The 15,889-nt window shown below is 60.9% G+C and carries 13 protein-coding genes; all 13 read right to left on the bottom strand.

The window, feature by feature from the left end:
* Nucleotides 1-44 precede the first annotated feature (44 nt).
* The 13 genes from QKY98_RS17230 to flgG all read right to left on the bottom strand — a co-directional run bounded on the left by QKY98_RS17230 (nt 45) and on the right by flgG (nt 15,873).
* Nucleotides 45-3,530 carry a glycosyltransferase gene (locus tag QKY98_RS17230; RefSeq protein ID WP_284671314.1) on the bottom strand — a complete coding sequence of 1,162 codons (3,486 nt, stop codon included), beginning with the start codon at nt 3,528-3,530 and terminating at the stop codon, nt 45-47.
* Nucleotides 3,527-4,714: a dTDP-4-amino-4,6-dideoxygalactose transaminase gene (gene rffA / locus QKY98_RS17225; RefSeq protein ID WP_183629122.1), complete on the bottom strand. Its 1,188-nt coding sequence runs from the start codon at nt 4,712-4,714 to the stop codon at nt 3,527-3,529. The genes QKY98_RS17230 and rffA overlap by 4 nt, the downstream gene beginning before the upstream one ends.
* Before the next feature lie 125 nt (nt 4,715-4,839).
* Entirely contained in the window at nt 4,840-5,646 is an 807-nt protein-coding gene (locus QKY98_RS17220; RefSeq protein ID WP_150339097.1) for a phytanoyl-CoA dioxygenase family protein, read from the bottom strand.
* 6 nt (nt 5,647-5,652) lie between these two features.
* Nucleotides 5,653-6,570: a glycoside hydrolase family protein gene (locus tag QKY98_RS17215; RefSeq protein ID WP_278387402.1), complete on the bottom strand. Its 918-nt coding sequence runs from the start codon at nt 6,568-6,570 to the stop codon at nt 5,653-5,655.
* Nucleotides 6,563-7,240, bottom strand: coding sequence for an acetyltransferase (locus tag QKY98_RS17210; RefSeq protein ID WP_150339101.1), 678 nt, complete (start codon nt 7,238-7,240; stop codon nt 6,563-6,565). The genes QKY98_RS17215 and QKY98_RS17210 overlap by 8 nt, the downstream gene beginning before the upstream one ends.
* Before the next feature lie 57 nt (nt 7,241-7,297).
* Nucleotides 7,298-7,936, bottom strand: a complete 639-nt coding sequence (locus QKY98_RS17205) for a methyltransferase domain-containing protein (protein WP_150339103.1) — start codon at nt 7,934-7,936, stop codon at nt 7,298-7,300.
* On the bottom strand, nt 7,933-8,631 hold the full coding sequence (locus QKY98_RS17200) for a WbqC family protein (RefSeq protein WP_284671313.1): 699 nt from the start codon (nt 8,629-8,631) through the stop codon (nt 7,933-7,935). Before QKY98_RS17200 ends, QKY98_RS17205 begins: the two co-directional genes overlap by 4 nt.
* 37 nt (nt 8,632-8,668) lie before the next feature.
* Entirely contained in the window at nt 8,669-9,970 is a 1,302-nt protein-coding gene (gene flgL, locus QKY98_RS17195; RefSeq protein WP_284671312.1) for a flagellar hook-associated protein FlgL, read from the bottom strand.
* Between the two features lie 11 nt (nt 9,971-9,981).
* A complete protein-coding gene (gene flgK / locus QKY98_RS17190; RefSeq protein WP_042132917.1) occupies nt 9,982-12,021 on the bottom strand; it encodes a flagellar hook-associated protein FlgK in 2,040 nt (679 codons plus the stop codon).
* An 8-nt stretch (nt 12,022-12,029) separates the two neighbouring features.
* A complete protein-coding gene (flgJ, locus tag QKY98_RS17185; RefSeq protein WP_027601646.1) occupies nt 12,030-13,247 on the bottom strand; it encodes a flagellar assembly peptidoglycan hydrolase FlgJ in 1,218 nt (405 codons plus the stop codon).
* 12 nt (nt 13,248-13,259) lie between these two features.
* Complete coding sequence (locus QKY98_RS17180) at nt 13,260-14,360, bottom strand: flagellar basal body P-ring protein FlgI (protein ID WP_007160438.1); 1,101 nt, start codon at nt 14,358-14,360, stop codon at nt 13,260-13,262.
* An 11-nt stretch (nt 14,361-14,371) separates the two neighbouring features.
* Complete coding sequence (gene flgH, locus QKY98_RS17175) at nt 14,372-15,067, bottom strand: flagellar basal body L-ring protein FlgH (protein ID WP_027601645.1); 696 nt, start codon at nt 15,065-15,067, stop codon at nt 14,372-14,374.
* Nucleotides 15,068-15,087: 20 nt separating this feature from the next.
* Nucleotides 15,088-15,873 carry a flagellar basal-body rod protein FlgG gene (flgG, locus tag QKY98_RS17170; RefSeq protein ID WP_027598031.1) on the bottom strand — a complete coding sequence of 262 codons (786 nt, stop codon included), beginning with the start codon at nt 15,871-15,873 and terminating at the stop codon, nt 15,088-15,090.
* Nucleotides 15,874-15,889 lie beyond the last annotated feature (16 nt).

Raw genomic sequence — 15,889 nt, 5'->3', positions numbered from 1 at the left:
CGTAGGAGCAGGCTAAGCACCTGCCAGTGGCGGGCTAACGTCTCCTAGCCTGGCAACCAGTCTCGTTTCCAACTTCTCAAATTGGCACCCTCCAATAGCCAGTCACGTTGCACGGCTTCTCGCAGTCGCTGCCCCTGGATGAAGGCCGCGTCCAAATCCGCCAGATGAGCGCGGATCGCCTCCAGCCATTGCGTCGTCTCGTTGGCGACCCGTTGTACAGGGAGGTCTCCCCGGTATGGCGCTATATCCGATGCAATCACCGGATAGCCACAGGCTCCCATCTCCAATAGGCGCAAGTTGCTCTTACACTCGTTGAAATCGTTCGCCAGCAAGGGCGCAAGCGCGATGTCGAGGTCGAGACCTGCGAGCTTCCCTGGATAATCCTCAATCGGCACGGGAGCGTGGAACTCGTCGATCTTGGCCACTGCGGGCCGGATTCCGAGGAATACCCATTCGACCTCCTGCCCGAGTGTCTGTATCACTTCCTCAATTATCGCCAAATCAAGCCTATGACCAGCGTTGCCGGCAAAACCGATCCGTGGCCGCCCTTGGCGTCGCCGATTACTGACAAGGGAGCCCCAATGGGCAGCGGGAAGCCGGGTAGGTACCACGCGTATGTCGTGATGCCGGCTCTCCAGCCGATTCGCCAGCGCAGGGGTAGAGACGACCACGCGATCGACGTTGGCGAGTGCTCTTTCCAAGTCGGCAACGGCTGGTGCCCCAGTCGCCGCTCCCTTACCTGCAGCAGGCGAATCGGCGAGCCAATCGTCCATGTCGTAGATGACAAAGGCGTCCGTGGCCCGCCTTAGGGTCTGCAACGCATCCATTTGCAAGGGCTGGTGCTCACGCTGGACGACCACCACGTCCGCTGCGATACCGGACAACAGTACGGGCGACTTCGGCCGCTCGGTAATGATGCCTTCGATTTCGAGCGCCTGTTCCAACGCTCGGAAGGGTTGCAGCACACGGTAATAAGCACACCCCGCCGACTGACCCGGTACGATCTGGACGACCGGTAGCGGCCGCCACGCAAGGGGTCGCCAAAGATGCTGCGGCTGGGTCTCCAGTTCGAAATCCAGGCCCTCACGGCTGAAGTTGCGATTGTAAGCAGCATCGTCGACCAGCTTCGGCAGCCATTGTTCGTAGAGCCCCGGAGAGACCTCGTCGAGCATGGCCCCACGATACTCCTGTTCCTGCCAGAGCAATTTCGCGTAGGGCGTCCAAACCATCAGATAGCCGGCCTGCGTAAGTTTTAGGCTCAACTCGACATCAGCGCCTCGATGCCCCCAGGCGAGGTCAGCCAGGCCATCGATTTCAGCGAGCGCTGCCTTCTTGAGCAGCAGGCATCTTCCGTCTAGGGCGCTGAGATTCTGGGCAACCTGAAGACGATGCAGATAGCCGCCATTCTGATCGGACTCGCCCTTGAACAGGCAATCGGCAGCACCCCGTAGACCCAGTACCAGCCCGGCCGATACGATGCGGTCGTCGGGCCCGACGAGTTTTGCACCCACCGCGGCGACCTCGTCGCGGCGCCCCTGCGCCAGCAGCTCCAGAAGCCAGTCAGGATCTGTGGCGAGACAGGCCGCGTCGAACAGCACGAGGTACTCACCGTCCGCCGATTCAATCGCCTGGCTCAGCGACGCGCGTACGACCCGGATCAACGGCTCGCCCATCGCCTCGATCTCCCCCAACCAGGCGCGCAACTCGGGCTCCGCTTGCGATGACTCCACCAGATGGATCTGGTAGTTGACCCCGCGCGTCTGTAATAGGCTTTCCAGGCAGCGAGTGACCTGGGACAGCGGCCCACGGGCATCTACGAGCAAGGACACCAGGGGGTTGCCTGGCCATACTAGGCGGATGCGGTTGACGAACGGCAGACGACAAGACTCCACCTGAGCGGCCAGGCCCAGCCGTTGAAGATGGGCCTGCACGATGCCGCGTCCGACTGCAGGATCGACTTGCTCGGCCAGCCAGGCTGCATAGCTTTGGCGACTGTGATGGAGGATAGCGGAGAGATGACCAATGGCCGTCACCCCATCCCGTTCAACGCTCTGGAATAGAATATCGGTGACGATGGCTTCGCCAGTACAGGGCACACTGGGGACCGTAACGAGCAGCGCGTCACGACTCACCAGCAACAGTGAGCCCGTGTAGTTGTAGCTGCGGAGCAAGTCTAGATTGAAATCCGGCTTGAACACGGGATTGGCAGGCCCCTGGGCGGTCAGCTCGTCTTGGTCGACGTATAGCGCCTTCAGGCGCGGGTTCAGGGAAATGGCTTCGGCCGCCAGCAGCAGTAGATCGGTCGCTACCTCATCGCCATTGGGTAGCAGCACGAACCATTGGCACCGACTGGCATGTGCCAGCGCCTGCCATGACGTCAGGTAGTCCGTCGCTTCCGGCAGGAAGGAAGCCTGGGTAAGTGGATAGTGCTGCCGCGCCAAACTGGCCAGGGTCCGTTCATCCTCCCCTGCTCCACCGAACACCACTACCTCGAAGTGCAGCGGCCGCTCTCCCACCACCAGCGCCTGCTCGTACAGGCGCAGCCGGGTACCCTGAAGCGCACGCTCGCCCAGCCACCGCTGGTACTGCTGGTTCAGACGATCAGCGCTCACGTGGTGCTCACTACGTGCCTGGGTGAGTTCGATGAAGCGATCGAGCTGCCGCCAGAAGCCATGTTCGAGCCTCGCATAACGCGCCATGGCATCGGCCAGCCCCCCTTGAGCAACCTCCAGTGCTTGAGGCGCGTCGAACATGGCGAAGCCACCGGAACCTATGTAGCTCTGGTCTAGAAAGGCCTCATCAATGCCTCCTTCCCGCATGAACAGCACCGGACAGCCGCAGAGAATTGCCAGGACACAGGTCATGGACCATTCGTACGTGTAGAGAACCTCAGCGCCTCGGAGCAGCTGCGCCAGCCTGGGCAGGGGAAGCGGCTCGTGCATCGACAATTCCTGGACGTCCAGAGGAAATTGGCTGAAGTCCACCTGATCGAGAGGATAGCGATGGCGATAGAGATAGCGGCCCAGGCGCGTACCGCAACCATGGGCATTGAACAGCACGGTGTTGATGCAAGGGACGTCGAGAAAGCCATCCGCACGCTCGCCGGGATCTCGGACGAGGACCGGGCCGGCATATATCCTCAGGTCGTCGCTGCCTGCTTCCATACCTCGACCGGTCAAGGCACCCTCGAAATTGAGCAGGTAGCGCACCACGACATCTGCGCCAGCCGGGTTACCACTGACCACCTCTGGATAGATAACGATGGGAACCTTGCCCAGTTGTCGATGGCTATCCACCAGTTCCTGGCTCACCCGCGGAGTCTTCAGGTTGGGGTTGACCTGATTGCAGCTCATCACATAGGCATCTCGCCCGTGGATGTTAAGGGTGTGACAGAGGTAATGCAGGCAGGCTACCCCGGCCGAGGAATCGCGGAAATCTGGCGCATAGATGTAATAGGGATGCCCCAGCCCAAGGTGCATTTGGTGGAGCCTGCTGTCTGTCGGTACGCCCGCCATCAATGAGAAACTCATGCGCGGTCCTTCCTGGATTCCACATTGAACAAAGAAAGCGAAGTCGGCCTGTAGAAGCCTGTGACAGCCTCCGTGACTTGCCGTACCTGCTCGTGGGTTAGGTCCGAGAACAAGGGCAGCCTGAGGATGCGATCGGAGATGTCATGGGTGACCGGCAGCTCCCCGGACGCTCGGCCAAAACGTTGGCCGCCGGGAGAGTCGTGCAACGGGACGAAGTGGAACACCGCACTAATACCCAGCGCCTGTAGATGAGCGATCAGTGCCCGCCGCTCTTCGCTGTCCCGGGTAAGAACGAAGAAGATGTGGGCATTGGCCGAGGCATCGCCGCGATAGGTGGGCAGTGTCAGAAACGCATCGCGCTCCAGAGGCAGCAGGGCCTGATAATAGTATTCGTAAAGCTCCCGACGATGAGCGTTGATCCGCTCGCCATGCTCGAGCTGGGCGAAGAGGAAGGCTGCCGTCAGTTCGCTTGGCAGAAACGATGAACCCATGTCGACCCAGGTGTATTTGTCTACCTCGCCGCGGAAGAACGCCTTACGATTGGTGCCCTTCTGCCAAATGATCTCGGCGCGCTCGATCAGGCTCTCGTCGTTGATCATCAACGCTCCACCCTCGCCAGCGATGATGTTCTTGGTCTCGTGAAAGCTCAGGCAGCCCATGTCGCCTATGGTCCCCAGCGACTGGCCTTCGTTCTTGACGAGGATGGCCTGAGCCGCATCCTCGATCAGCCGTAAGCCATGGCGTACGCAAAGGGCCTTGAGTGTGTACATAGCGCAGGATTGACCGGCGTAATGCACCGCGACGACGGCCTTGGTACGCGGTGTGATGGCTGCCTCGACTAGGCGCTCATCGATGTTGAGGGTATCCGGGCGAATATCCACGAATACCGGTACTGCTCCGCGCAGGACGAAGGCATTGGCTGTAGAGACGAAGGTGAACGAAGGCATGATGACTTCGTCTCCGGGACCGATCCCAGCCAGAATCGCGGTCATCTCCAGAGCCGCCGTGCAGGAGTGAGTCAACAGGACCTTCCGGCAACCGAGCTGCTCTTCAAGCAAGGCCTGGCAGCGCTTGGTGAACTCGCCGTCACCAGCAATGGAACCATTCATCACCGCCTGGGCGATGTAGAACAGCTCCTTGCCCATGATGAATGGCTTCGCGAAGGGGATACGCGCTCGTGACATGAGGTCTCCCAGAATGGAGTAGATCGAATGCCACGAGCGGCGCTAGCGCTCTCGAGCTTCCGACATGGAGTCTGCAATGCCTTCATTGCAAGAACCGGACCCGCCAGTTTTTCGACGCATAGTGTTCAGCCCTGGCCACTGCGGTAAAGGCGATGCTCCGTGGGCTGGTAGTAGTCATCCAGCGAAGCCACCACCCGAGTGTAGTAGCCCAGTAGCTGACGACTGCGTTCTGGCAGGCCGTCTAGCAAAGTGGCGTCCAGGGCACGACAATAATCGATCTGTTGTTTTATCCAGGGACGGGTGAACTGGTGATTGATCGCCAGACGATCACGGCTACTGCGGTTGATCCCCGCCGCGTGCCACAACGTCGAATCGAACACGATGGCATCGCCGGCGGCACAGATCACAGGCCGCGCCCAACGCCGGCAGAACTCTCCCAAAGGAGCTATCTCGCGCTGATGAGTTGCAGGAATCACAAGGGTCGCGCCATTTTCTGCGGTGAAGGCGTCGATGGCGATCATGACGTTCAGCGATGCCCGATAACCGTTGAGATAGCGCGGGAAGTCCTGATGGAAACGATACTGGAAGACATCCGCGTCAGGCTCGCTGGTAGGCGGCAGCAGCAAGCCATTCTGCAAGTGAAGAATGGCTGTGCTCCCCATGAGTTCATCCACGAGCGTGAGCAGGATGGGCAACTCCAACAGCTCGGTGAAGACCGGATCGAACCTCATCATCAGCCGTAGGACGCCCACTTCCCTGGCTCTTTCCAGACGAAACCGCCCCACCTCTTCCTCGATTCGATCCCGCACCCTGTAGAGACCTTCGCTCATGCGCGCGAGCAACCGCGGGGGGACCACGGCAGGCACGACAGCGTACCCCTGGGTATCAAGTAGAACCTTGAGCTCATCAATGTCGAGCGTGCTTGTTTTCATAGGCGATTACTCTTCCAGGCGCGCCAGACCGAACCCGTGACGACCATAGCCGTTACCGTTGTACAGCATGTAGAGGACGCCTTTAGCCGCGAAAACGCAGGGATAGGTCTGGCTCTCCCCCTCCCATGCGCCGACCGGTCCAAGCCAATGGAGTCGCTGGTCCAGCCGTTCCCAGTTCGTTCCATCAGCTGATTCGGCATACCCCAGCCGATACCCCTGGGACGACCGAATGGCGTACCAGAGCCGGTACCGACCCTGAGGGTCGATCAGGACGCAGGGTCGGGAAAGGCCCAGCTCGCCCTCACGCAACGGCAACACCACCGCGCCCGAGCGTTGCCAGGAAAGGCCATCCACCGACTCGGCATACTTGATGACGTGCTGCATGCTTTCTGGCTGGACTCCCCAGGCGAGGTTCGAGCCGTACCACATACGCCAGCGGGAGTGCCGGGCGTCCCACAGCACCCAGGGATAGGAAAGGGAAAAGGGATCAGCTTCGCTGCGGTCGAGAATGGGTACTCGTCCTACCCGCTCGAGGGGATACTCCCCCTGGCCACGGGCGAGCCCGATGAAATTGCGCCAAGGGACGCTGACACTCAGGTTCCAGCCGACATAGAAGCACCACAGCTCCGCGTCACGGACGACGATATTGCCCAGCGAAACGCCATCCTCGTCAAAATGTCCTTCTCTGCCAGGGAGAAGCACCGGGTGTTCGCTTAACGAGATCACCTCATTTGTGGCAAGCCGCCAGTCCAGCCAGGCAATTCCGGAGCGCCCACGCTCATCACGGAAGTTGAAGTAAATCCGGTGCAGGTCGGAATGAGGAAGCTTTATCGCTTGGGGATTGGCGGCATGGCTGAATAGCCAGGAACGCTGCCGATCCGGAACGAACACTGATCCGAGCCGACGCCAGCGCTGTTCACTCATGCTCGACCTTGAAGTAGCGCTTGGCTCCAGCAACATTAGTGGCGGCGACGCCCTTCGCGATCTGATCGGTGGCGACGCTGCGGGTGACCAGCGCACCGGCTCCCACCAGAACATCGTCGGCCAAAGCGACATCATTGACCAATGTTGCATTGACTCCGATGAACTGGTGATCGCCGATCCGGCAATTGCCGGAAATCACTGCCTGGGACGCGACGAACACGTGGTTGCCAATGACCGAATGGTGACCTATGTGGTTACCGCTCCATAGTACGACGTTGTCGCCCAAGATCACGAACGGTTGCACCGTATTGTTCTCAAAGATGAAGCAATGCTCACCAACTACCACATTACGCCATACGAAAGCATTGGAACTGATATAACTCGCCGCTAGGAAGCCCATGGCCTTGGCTTCTCTGTAGAAACGCTCACGGGTGCGATTCAACTGGCCGTACGTGATGGCAGCGTAGAAGTGAGGCCGAGTAGCGGTATCGGAAAAATATTCGGTTAGCCTATCAAAGGGAATGACCGGCAAACCAAACTTCTTCGAGCTGCGCAAATAGTCCTGATCGACGCTGAACGCAACGACATGGTAGGAAGAATCATGAGTAAAGTATTCATAGGCTATATCAGCGAACAGCCCGTCGCCGATGATGACCAACGGAATCTTCATGCGTCACACCCTTTTATAATTGGTCCGCATTGCCAGAGGGCATCAAATGACCCCTTCTCACGACTTCCTTACGAGCACCGTAAATTCGTATAGATCATAATCATGAAGCAGCGCGACATTTTTCGCAAAATGCCTCTTGCAATGATCGAAGAAAAACATCGGATCACCGTAATAGAGATCGGCGCGCTGATGGTCAAGGTCGGAATAGATGCTGAGGCAATTGAAGGCGAATCCCCGACTGCTGTTGCTGTCAAGCTCCTCCAACATGGACAGTACATAGGCATGCCAATCGGCTACGGATGCCATCTGACGGACGTTGAACACTCCGCTGGCCACCGAGTAGTGGGCAAGTCCTGCACAAGTGCGCTTGACCTCGAACTGGGCATTGTCGGCTCCGGGATGAGCGCTCCGCGCTGCGGCGATCATGCCCGCTGAGAGATCGGTACCTCGGTAGCTCAGCGGAATGCCCAATGTGTTCAAATAATCGTAGTAGGCTCCATAGCCGCAGCCCAGGTCATTTAGCAATATCGGCTCCTGCCCGGCTTCGCCAATGATCTTGGCCAACTGATGGAACCTGATCTGCTGCGACTCGTGACCGTTCCAGTCCACCCCTCGAGGAGTGGCGCCGAATTCATTGATCTTCCTCGAATAATATCTTTCCGTCGCCCCCTCAAGAGCCTGCAGTACGTAAGTCATGCGAGCTCCTTTTGTAAATAAGCGGCAGCGGTTTCTCCAGTATTGAGCAGCAGGTCCAGGATACTGACGGCCGACTCGAACCCACCGTGCAACTGTGCGTATGCTGGGTAGCCAGCATAATCAAAGTACTCGACGCCTATGTTTCGCCTTTCAAAGAGGTCATACTGCAGATAAACCTTGGCAGCGGGACCAGAAATGTAGGTATCGGCCTTCAAGGCTACGCAGAGGTTGACGAGATTCTCGGTACGTCCGGACACGCTTGGAAAACTCGATGAAAAAATCAGTGGCGTAGGGATACCCAGCAACCGACATATGCCGCTGAGCAAAAGCTGGTTGATATCGGAGAGTCGCTCCAGAGGCTGGCATTGAGCATAGAGCTCTTCCAGGCGATTTGCCACAGCCGCAAAGCCCGCAGCTTTGCGATAGCTAGTGCTTATGGTCTGCCAGTGCTTTGCGGACCAGTCGCGGTCACTAACTTCTACATCTTGGATTCTCTGGGCAAAGCGACCACGGTTCTTCACTGGAATACTTAACCAATGCAGCCCCTGTGCAGTCCTGATCAGATTGCGGTTACGCCAATCCCGCCGAGTAAACTGGACATCATCATACAGCACAAATACATCAGCACTTCGGATCAGATCAAAATAGCCGCGCCAAGGAATGTAATTGGACTGGACGATGGCCACCTTCGTCATTAATCGAACCCCATAATAATAAAACAACTCTCTACAGCTATGACAGATAATTGAACAGACTCAACTGCGACACCTTCACGAAACTCTGCTGCGTCGCCTGCAGGACGGTGTTCTGCAGCGCATAGCGTGACAAGGCTTCAGCATAGTCCAGATCCTGGAGGTCCGACTGCACCGACTTATTGACCAGACTGACGTCGGCAATGAAGTCGCTGGTGGAGTCGATGACGTTGAGGCGCGCACCGACCTTGCCGCGGATACCATCGACCTGGGTATAGGCCGTATCGAGGTTGCTCAGGGCTACTGCAGCACTGTCGCGCATCTTGTACACGCCCTCGGTACTGCCATCGCCGCTCTCCAGGGCCTTGCGCAGATCGGATACCACGTTCAGCAGACTGCGCTTCTCGTTGGAGGTATCGCGGGTGATCTTGAACTCATCGCCGGCAGCGGGAGCGCCGTCCATCTGCACCTTTACCCCGCCATAGCTGATGAACTTGCTGGCTTCCTGGGTGCTGTTGAGGCTATCCGCCTTGAGCTGGCCAGCCGGCGGATTGGCCGGGTCGTAGGCCGCCCATTCGGCAGCAGTAGGCGCCTTGGACAGGTCGTAGATGACGTACTTCTTGTCATCGAGGAAATGGATGCCGACGCCATCGGTAGCGGCCGGCGGATTGCTGGCGGGAAAGGTAGAGTCATAGGCTTTCTTGTCATCCACCAGGCCGAGGGAGATCCGCCCGGTACCCGTGTTACCAGCCACCGGCGTGGTATCCACCCGATTGGCGTTGAAGTTGTTCTCGAAGGCGTCCTTGCCGCTGTCGCTGATGGGCACGAAGGTGGAACTGGCGATCTGCACGCTGCGCTGCCCTTCGTCGCCGTTGTAGCTGTAGGTGCCGTCGGCGTTGCGCACATAGGGCTGGGTATCGCCCATGGAACCGGAGAACAGGTACTTGCCGCTGGCATCCTTGCTGTTCATCAGGTTCATCAGCTCGTCTTCGCGCTGACCGACTTCCTTGGCCAGGGACGCGCGATCGGTTGGATCCAGGGCGCCATTGCCGGCCTGGACGGCGATCTCGCGGATGCGCGTCAGCACGGTTTCCACCGAGGTCAGCATGGACTCCTCGGTGTTGAGGCTGTTCTTGGCGGCGGTCATGCCGGTGTTGTACTGACCGTTGAGCGCCTCTTCCTGGCTGATCTGCAACAGCTTGACCGAGGCCACCGGATCGTCCGCCGGGGTCAGGATCTTCTTGCCCGTGCTGATCTCTTCCTGAGTACGGGTGACGCTGCCGTAGTTGTTCTGCAGGCCGCTGATGCCGTTGTTGAATGCCTGGACGGTAGAGATGCGCATGGGCGGGTTCCTTATCTGAAGGCACCGAGCAGGGTATCGAACAGCGACTGGGCGATCTTGATGACCTGCGCCGAGGCACCGTAGTACTGCTGGAACTGGACGAGTTTGGCGGCTTCCTCGTCGAGGTTGACGGCCGACAGGGAGTCACGATTGTCCTGGGACTGCTTGAGCACGGTTTCGCTGGCGGCCGAATCCACTCGTACCTGGGCGGTCAGGGTACCGACACGCTCCACCAGGCCGCCGTAGGCGTTGTTGTAGGTGGTGCCGGTGTTGCCATAGCCACCCATGGTGGGCTTGGTCTGCAAGGCCACCAGGTTCAGCGCATTGCGGTTGTCCGAAACCGCGCCCTTGTTGGTTCCCAGGGTGAAGCTGTCACCGGATTGGGGCACGCCGCTGATATTGAAATCGTAGGTGTAGCTGTTGTTGGTGGTCGGATCGGTGTAGGTGAGGCGAACGGCGTTGGTCTGACCATTGGTGAGACCCGTCGTCGAAGGCGACACGTAGCTGAGCGTCGCGCCGGTCGGCAGGGTGCCATCCAGCTGGTTGGTAGTACTGTTGAAGCTCAGCTTCAGGCCATCGGCTCCGAACAGCCGCCCGAAGTCGGCGGTATTGACCGGCGACACCGTGCTGGTCAGCGCCGGCTGGGTGATGGCTCCCGTACCGCGGTTGTTGGTCGTGGCCGCGGCCTTGGCGGTGCCAGCGAAACCCAGCTGATCGGCTTGCGCCAGATCCACCTTGAGTTGGGACGCGCCGCGACGTGTCGGCTGCAGGCTGAAGACGTCGCCGGCCTGGGCCTTGGCGAGCTCGGCGGCACTGAATTGCACCTTGAAGCCCTGGTCGTTGCCATTGGCATCCGTCAGCGTCAGGGTGACCGGATCGGTACCGCTCTTGTTGACCGTGAGCGCCGCGTTGTCACTCGCGCGACGCGCCGTGAAGCCGGTGCCGTTGTAATCGAGGCGGTAGTCGCTGGGTGAGAGCTTGCTGGTATCGGTGATGCTCAGGGTCGCGCTGGCCGAGCCGGTGTTGGAGGCCCGCCCCATCACCCGTAGACCGATGCTCTGGGTGTCGTTGATATCACCGAACAGTGCCGAGCCGGCATTGCCGGACAGGTCCAGGCCCTGCCCCAGCTGCTTGTTGACGGTATCCGCCAGGGTCAGGGACAACTGGCCCAGGCTGTTGTAGGCATGGTCCAGCGCCGTGTCGCGATAGGACAGCAGGCCGCCCATCTCGCCGCCGCTTAACTGACTGGTGACGTTCTGTTCGGTGGAGCCGGAGGTCAGGACGATCTGGAAACGCGAGGGATCGTCGGTGCCGGGCTTGGCCGTCATGCTGGACACGGTATTGCCCACCACCAGCGGCTGGCCGGTGCCGACGAACAGGTTCAGCGCGCCGTCGTCCTGCTCCACCACCTGCAGCCCGACCATGCCGGACAGCTGCTTGATCGCCTGCTCACGGGAGTCGATGAGATCGTTGGGCGCACCACCGGCGGCCTTGGAACGGGCGATGGCGTCGTTGAGACTGCCAACGCTCTTGGCCAGGGCATTGACCTGATTGGTCAGCGCCGACAGCTGATCGTTGATCTGGCCGTTCTGCTTGTCGATCTGGTCGTACAGGGTGTTGAACGACTTGGCCATGCCCTGGGCCTGGGCCAGCACGGCCTCCCGCGCCGGGATCGATGAAGGATCCTGGGCAGCGGTCTGCAGGGTGGCAAAGAACTTCTGCATGGCCGGGGTGATACCCGTCGTGCTGTCGGACAGCAGGCCGTCGAGCTGAGAGATCTGGCTCTTGAAGGTCTGCAGCTCGCTGTTCTGGCTGTTGGCCGAGCGCACCTGGCTGGTGAGGAAATCACTGGCGAGGCGACGCACATCCACCGTCTGGGAGCCGGAACCGACATAGCCCGAGCCATTGTACTGGGCGATGTTGGTCTGCTGGATGGTCTCCTGCCGCGAATAGCCGGGCGTGTTGACGTTGGCGATGTTGTGGCCGGTGGTGGTCAGGGCGTTTTGCGTGGACCTCAGGCCCGACAGACCAATGGAAAGTAGATCAGCCATGGCTCACCTCAACCGCGGGACGGACTGGTGCCCAGGGAGGCGACCGTCTGATAGGTGTTCATGTTGCGAGCGATCTGGATCACCTTGCGTGCGTAGTGCGGATCGGTGGCGTAGCCGGCCTGCTGCAGGCCCTGCATGAAGCGCTCGGAGTTGCCGTTGGTGGACAGCGCCTTGTCATAGCGGTCGTTGCTCTGCAGGAAGTTCACGTAGTCGTGGAAGCTGTCCGCGAAGGAATCGTAGGTGCGGAACTTGGCGGTCTCGGTCACGGCCTTGCCATTGACGAATTCCTGGGTCACCGCGGGGGCGCTGCCGCCGTCCCAGCCGTGGGATTTGATGCCGAACAGGTTGTTGCTGTTGCTGCCATCGGCCTGCTTGACCATGTGCTTGCCCCAGCCGGTTTCCAGCGCCGCCTGGGCGACCAGGTACTTGGGATCCACGCCCAGACGCTTCGCCGCGGCTTCGGCCATGGGCATCATGGTGTCGACGAATTCCTGACGGGTGCGGAAACGGGTCTTGCCGGTGGCAGCGGCGCCGTCCACGCTGGCGACGGCCTCGGTCGCGGCGGCCGGCTTGCTGCCGGGTTGCGTGGCCTGCTGGCGCCAGGCGCTCTGGGCGGCCGCGACGTCCTGGAAGCTCTGCTTGAGGGTGGCGCCCTGCTCGGCCGCCCCGGAAATATTGGCGGCGGTACGCTCGGCCAGACGCCCGGGCAGCGCCAGCCGTCGGGAATTCAGCGCGCTGGAATCGTCACGCCCGGACGCTACGGTAGTGGCCGGCTTGAGGCCGTGGCTCGCCACGTCGTTGAGCTTGGCGTTGCGACCGGCGGCCAGCTGGCCTTCGGTGGGCGCAGCCTGGCCAACCTGGGCGAAGGGATTGGGGCGGCTCGACGGCTGGGCGGTCTTGCTCAGCTGACGTTCCAGCACGTTGGCCAGGCCGATACCGCCGCCATCCCGGGACAGGGAGACGGCCAGCTGCTGGTCGTACATGTCCTGGTACTGCTTGGTGGTCTCGCTGGAAAAGGGGCTGTCCTTGTCCGCCAGCGCCTGGTTGGCGCTGCGCATGGACTTGAGCATCTGGCTCAGGAACAGCGACTCGAATTCGCCGGCGACCTTCTTGACGTTTTCCGAGCTGTCGCGATCCTTACCCTTCATCTGGGCCAACCGATTCAGGTCGGTGAAGGCCCCCGAATCCTTGACGTTGCCGTAGTTGCCACCCAGACGAGATTCCATCGCCCGTTCTCCTTAGATAACGATCAGATCGGCCTGCAAGGCGCCGGCCTGTTTCAACGCTTCGAGAATGGCGACCAGGTCGCTGGGCGCAGCGCCCACCTGATTCACCGCTCTCACGATCTCGTCCAGCGTGGTACCCGGACCGAACTTGAACATCGGCTTGGCCTCCTGCTTGGCCTTGACGGTCGACTGGGGGGTCACCACCGTCTGCCCACCCGACAAGGGATTGGGCTGGCTCACCTGGGGGTCCTCGCTGATGGTCACGGTCAGGCTGCCCTGGGTCACCGCCGCCGGCGAGACCTTGACGTTCTGGCCGATGACGATGGTCCCGGTACGGGAGTTGACGATGACCTTGGCCACCGCCTGCCCCGGATCCACTTCCATGTTCTCCAGGATCGAGATGTAGTCGACGCGCTGGCTGGGATCCACCGGCGCTGTGACACGAATCGACCCGGCATCAACGGCTGATGCAACACCCGCGCCAAGTGTTTCGTTGATCTTGTCGACGATGCGTTTGGCGGTGGTGAAGTCGCTGCGATTGAGGTCCAGCGTGATGCTGTTGCCTTGGTCGAAGCCGCTCGGCACCGGCCGCTCGACGGTGGCGCCATTGGGAATGCGCCCGGACGACGGAACGTTGACGGTGATCTTCGAGCCGTCGCGACCTTCGGCGTCAAAACCACCCACCACCAGATTGCCTTGGGCAATGGCGTAGATCTGGCCATCGATCCCCTTGAGCGGCGAGAGCAGCAGGCTGCCGCCTCTCAGGCTCTTGGAGTTGCCTATGGAGGACACGGTGATGTCGATGGTCTGGCCGGGCTTGGCGAAGGCCGGCAGATCGGCATGGATGGACACCGCGGCGACGTTCTTCAGCTGCGCGGTGGTACCCGGCGGTACCTTGATGCCGAACTGGGCCAGCATGTTGTTGAAGGTCTGCACGGTGAAGGGCGTCTGGGTGGTCTGGTCGCCGGTCCCGGGCAGACCCACCACCAGGCCGTAGCCGATCAGCTGGTTGGTCCGCACGCCCTGGATGCTGGCGATGTCCTTCAGCCGATCCGCCTGGGCCAGGGGCATGACCAGGGCCAGGGCGGCAGCGGCGATGAGGGTCTTGAACATGGCGCTCATCCTCAGAAGGGCATCAGCGGGCTGCCGAAGAACTGGCTCAGCCAGCCCGGCTGACTGGCATCGGCGAAGGCGCCGGTGCCCGAATAGGTGATCCGCGCATCGGCCACGCGGGTGGACGACACGGTGTTGTCGGTGGCGATGTCATCGGCGCGGACCATGCCCTGGATGCGCATGAGTTCGTTGCCGGTGTTGAGCGTCAGCCACTTCTCGCCGCGGACCACCAGGATGCCATTGGGCAGCACCTCGGCGATGGTCACGGTCAGCGAACCGGACAGGCTGTTGCCCTGGGCCGCGGTGGACTTGCCGGTGTTGGAGCGATTGCCGGAGAAGCCGGCATCCAGGCTCAGATCGCCGTCGGCCAGGGGATTGGGGATCTTCGGCTTGGCCCCGAACAGCGAAGTCAGCCCGAGGGTCGCCTTGCTGTTCTTGGCGACGTCGGAACTGGCGTTCTTGCTGGCCTGGGTCTTCTCCTGCAGGGTGACGGTGATGATGTCGCCCACGCGGAAGGCCTTGCGGTCGGTATAGAGATTCTGTTCAAACCCCGACTGGAAGATGGCGCCGTTGTTCTGCGCCGCCGGCACCGGCGTGCGCGGCAACACCGGAGCGTAATAGGGATCGTCCGGCTTGGCGGCCGGGGCTACGCATCCTGCGAGTACGAGCGCTCCCAGGAGCGGGGCGACGGCGAACAGAGGTTTCATGGAGCGCTTCCTCACAGGGATTAGAGCTGTTGACTGACGAAGCCGAGCATGTCGTCGGCCGCTTTGATGACCTTGGAATTCATCTCGTAGGCGCGCTGGGTGGTGATCATGTTCACCAGCTCCTCCACCGTGCTCACGTTGGAATTTTCCAGGGTGCTCTGCAGCACGGTGCCGAGGCCATTGAGGCCCGGGGTGCCGACCTGGGGCGCACCGCTGGAGGCGGTCTCGCTGAACAGGTTCTGGCCCACGGCCTGGAGACCGCCCGGGTTGACGAACTGGGCGATCTGCAGGTTGCCGATGACCTGGGGCGCGGCCTGGCCGGCGGTGGTGACCGACACAGTGCCGTCTTCGCCGACGGTAAAGGTCTTGGTATCGGCGGGCAGCACGATGGCGGGCTGCAGGGCGAAGCCGTTGGCGGTCACGAGCTGGCCATCGGCATTCAGGTGGAAGGTACCGTCACGGGTGTAGTTGATGGTCCCATCGGGCATGGTCACCTGGAAGAAGCCGTCGCCGTTGATGGCCATGTCCAGCGGCTGGTCGGTGGTCTGCAGCGAACCCTCGGTGAAGTTCTTCTGGGTGCCGACGATGCGCACACCGGTACCCAGCTGCAGGCCGGAGGGCAGCTGATTGTCCTGGGTGGACTGGGCACCCGGCTGGCGCCGGATCTGGTACAGCAGGTCCTGGAATTCGGCGCGGTCGCGCTTGAAGCCCGTGGTGGACACGTTGGCCAGGTTGTTGGAGATGGTGGTGAGGTTCATGTCCTGGGCGGACAGACCGGTCTTGGCGACCCACAGTGAAGACATCATGATGGTATTCCTCGAA

The sequence above is a fragment of the Pseudomonas sp. HR1 genome, assembly GCF_030175875.1.
GTDB classification, from domain to species: domain Bacteria; phylum Pseudomonadota; class Gammaproteobacteria; order Pseudomonadales; family Pseudomonadaceae; genus Chryseomonas; species Chryseomonas oryzihabitans.
The sequence above is the reverse complement of the archived record's forward strand: the minus strand, read 5'-3'. Positions and strand labels throughout refer to the sequence as shown.

Coding starts and splice junctions, on each gene's coding strand:
- QKY98_RS17230 (WP_284671314.1), bottom strand. CDS start 3,530: ATGAGTTTCTCATTGATGGCGGGCGTACCGACAGACAGCAGGCTCCAC.
- rffA (WP_183629122.1), bottom strand. CDS start 4,714: ATGTCACGAGCGCGTATCCCCTTCGCGAAGCCATTCATCATGGGCAAG.
- QKY98_RS17220 (WP_150339097.1), bottom strand. CDS start 5,646: ATGAAAACAAGCACGCTCGACATTGATGAGCTCAAGGTTCTACTTGAT.
- QKY98_RS17215 (WP_278387402.1), bottom strand. CDS start 6,570: ATGAGTGAACAGCGCTGGCGTCGGCTCGGATCAGTGTTCGTTCCGGAT.
- QKY98_RS17210 (WP_150339101.1), bottom strand. CDS start 7,240: ATGAAGATTCCGTTGGTCATCATCGGCGACGGGCTGTTCGCTGATATA.
- QKY98_RS17205 (WP_150339103.1), bottom strand. CDS start 7,936: ATGACTTACGTACTGCAGGCTCTTGAGGGGGCGACGGAAAGATATTAT.
- QKY98_RS17200 (WP_284671313.1), bottom strand. CDS start 8,631: ATGACGAAGGTGGCCATCGTCCAGTCCAATTACATTCCTTGGCGCGGC.
- flgL (WP_284671312.1), bottom strand. CDS start 9,970: ATGCGCATCTCTACCGTCCAGGCATTCAACAACGGCATCAGCGGCCTG.
- flgK (WP_042132917.1), bottom strand. CDS start 12,021: ATGGCTGATCTACTTTCCATTGGTCTGTCGGGCCTGAGGTCCACGCAA.
- flgJ (WP_027601646.1), bottom strand. CDS start 13,247: ATGGAATCTCGTCTGGGTGGCAACTACGGCAACGTCAAGGATTCGGGG.
- QKY98_RS17180 (WP_007160438.1), bottom strand. CDS start 14,360: ATGTTCAAGACCCTCATCGCCGCTGCCGCCCTGGCCCTGGTCATGCCC.
- flgH (WP_027601645.1), bottom strand. CDS start 15,067: ATGAAACCTCTGTTCGCCGTCGCCCCGCTCCTGGGAGCGCTCGTACTC.
- flgG (WP_027598031.1), bottom strand. CDS start 15,873: ATGATGTCTTCACTGTGGGTCGCCAAGACCGGTCTGTCCGCCCAGGAC.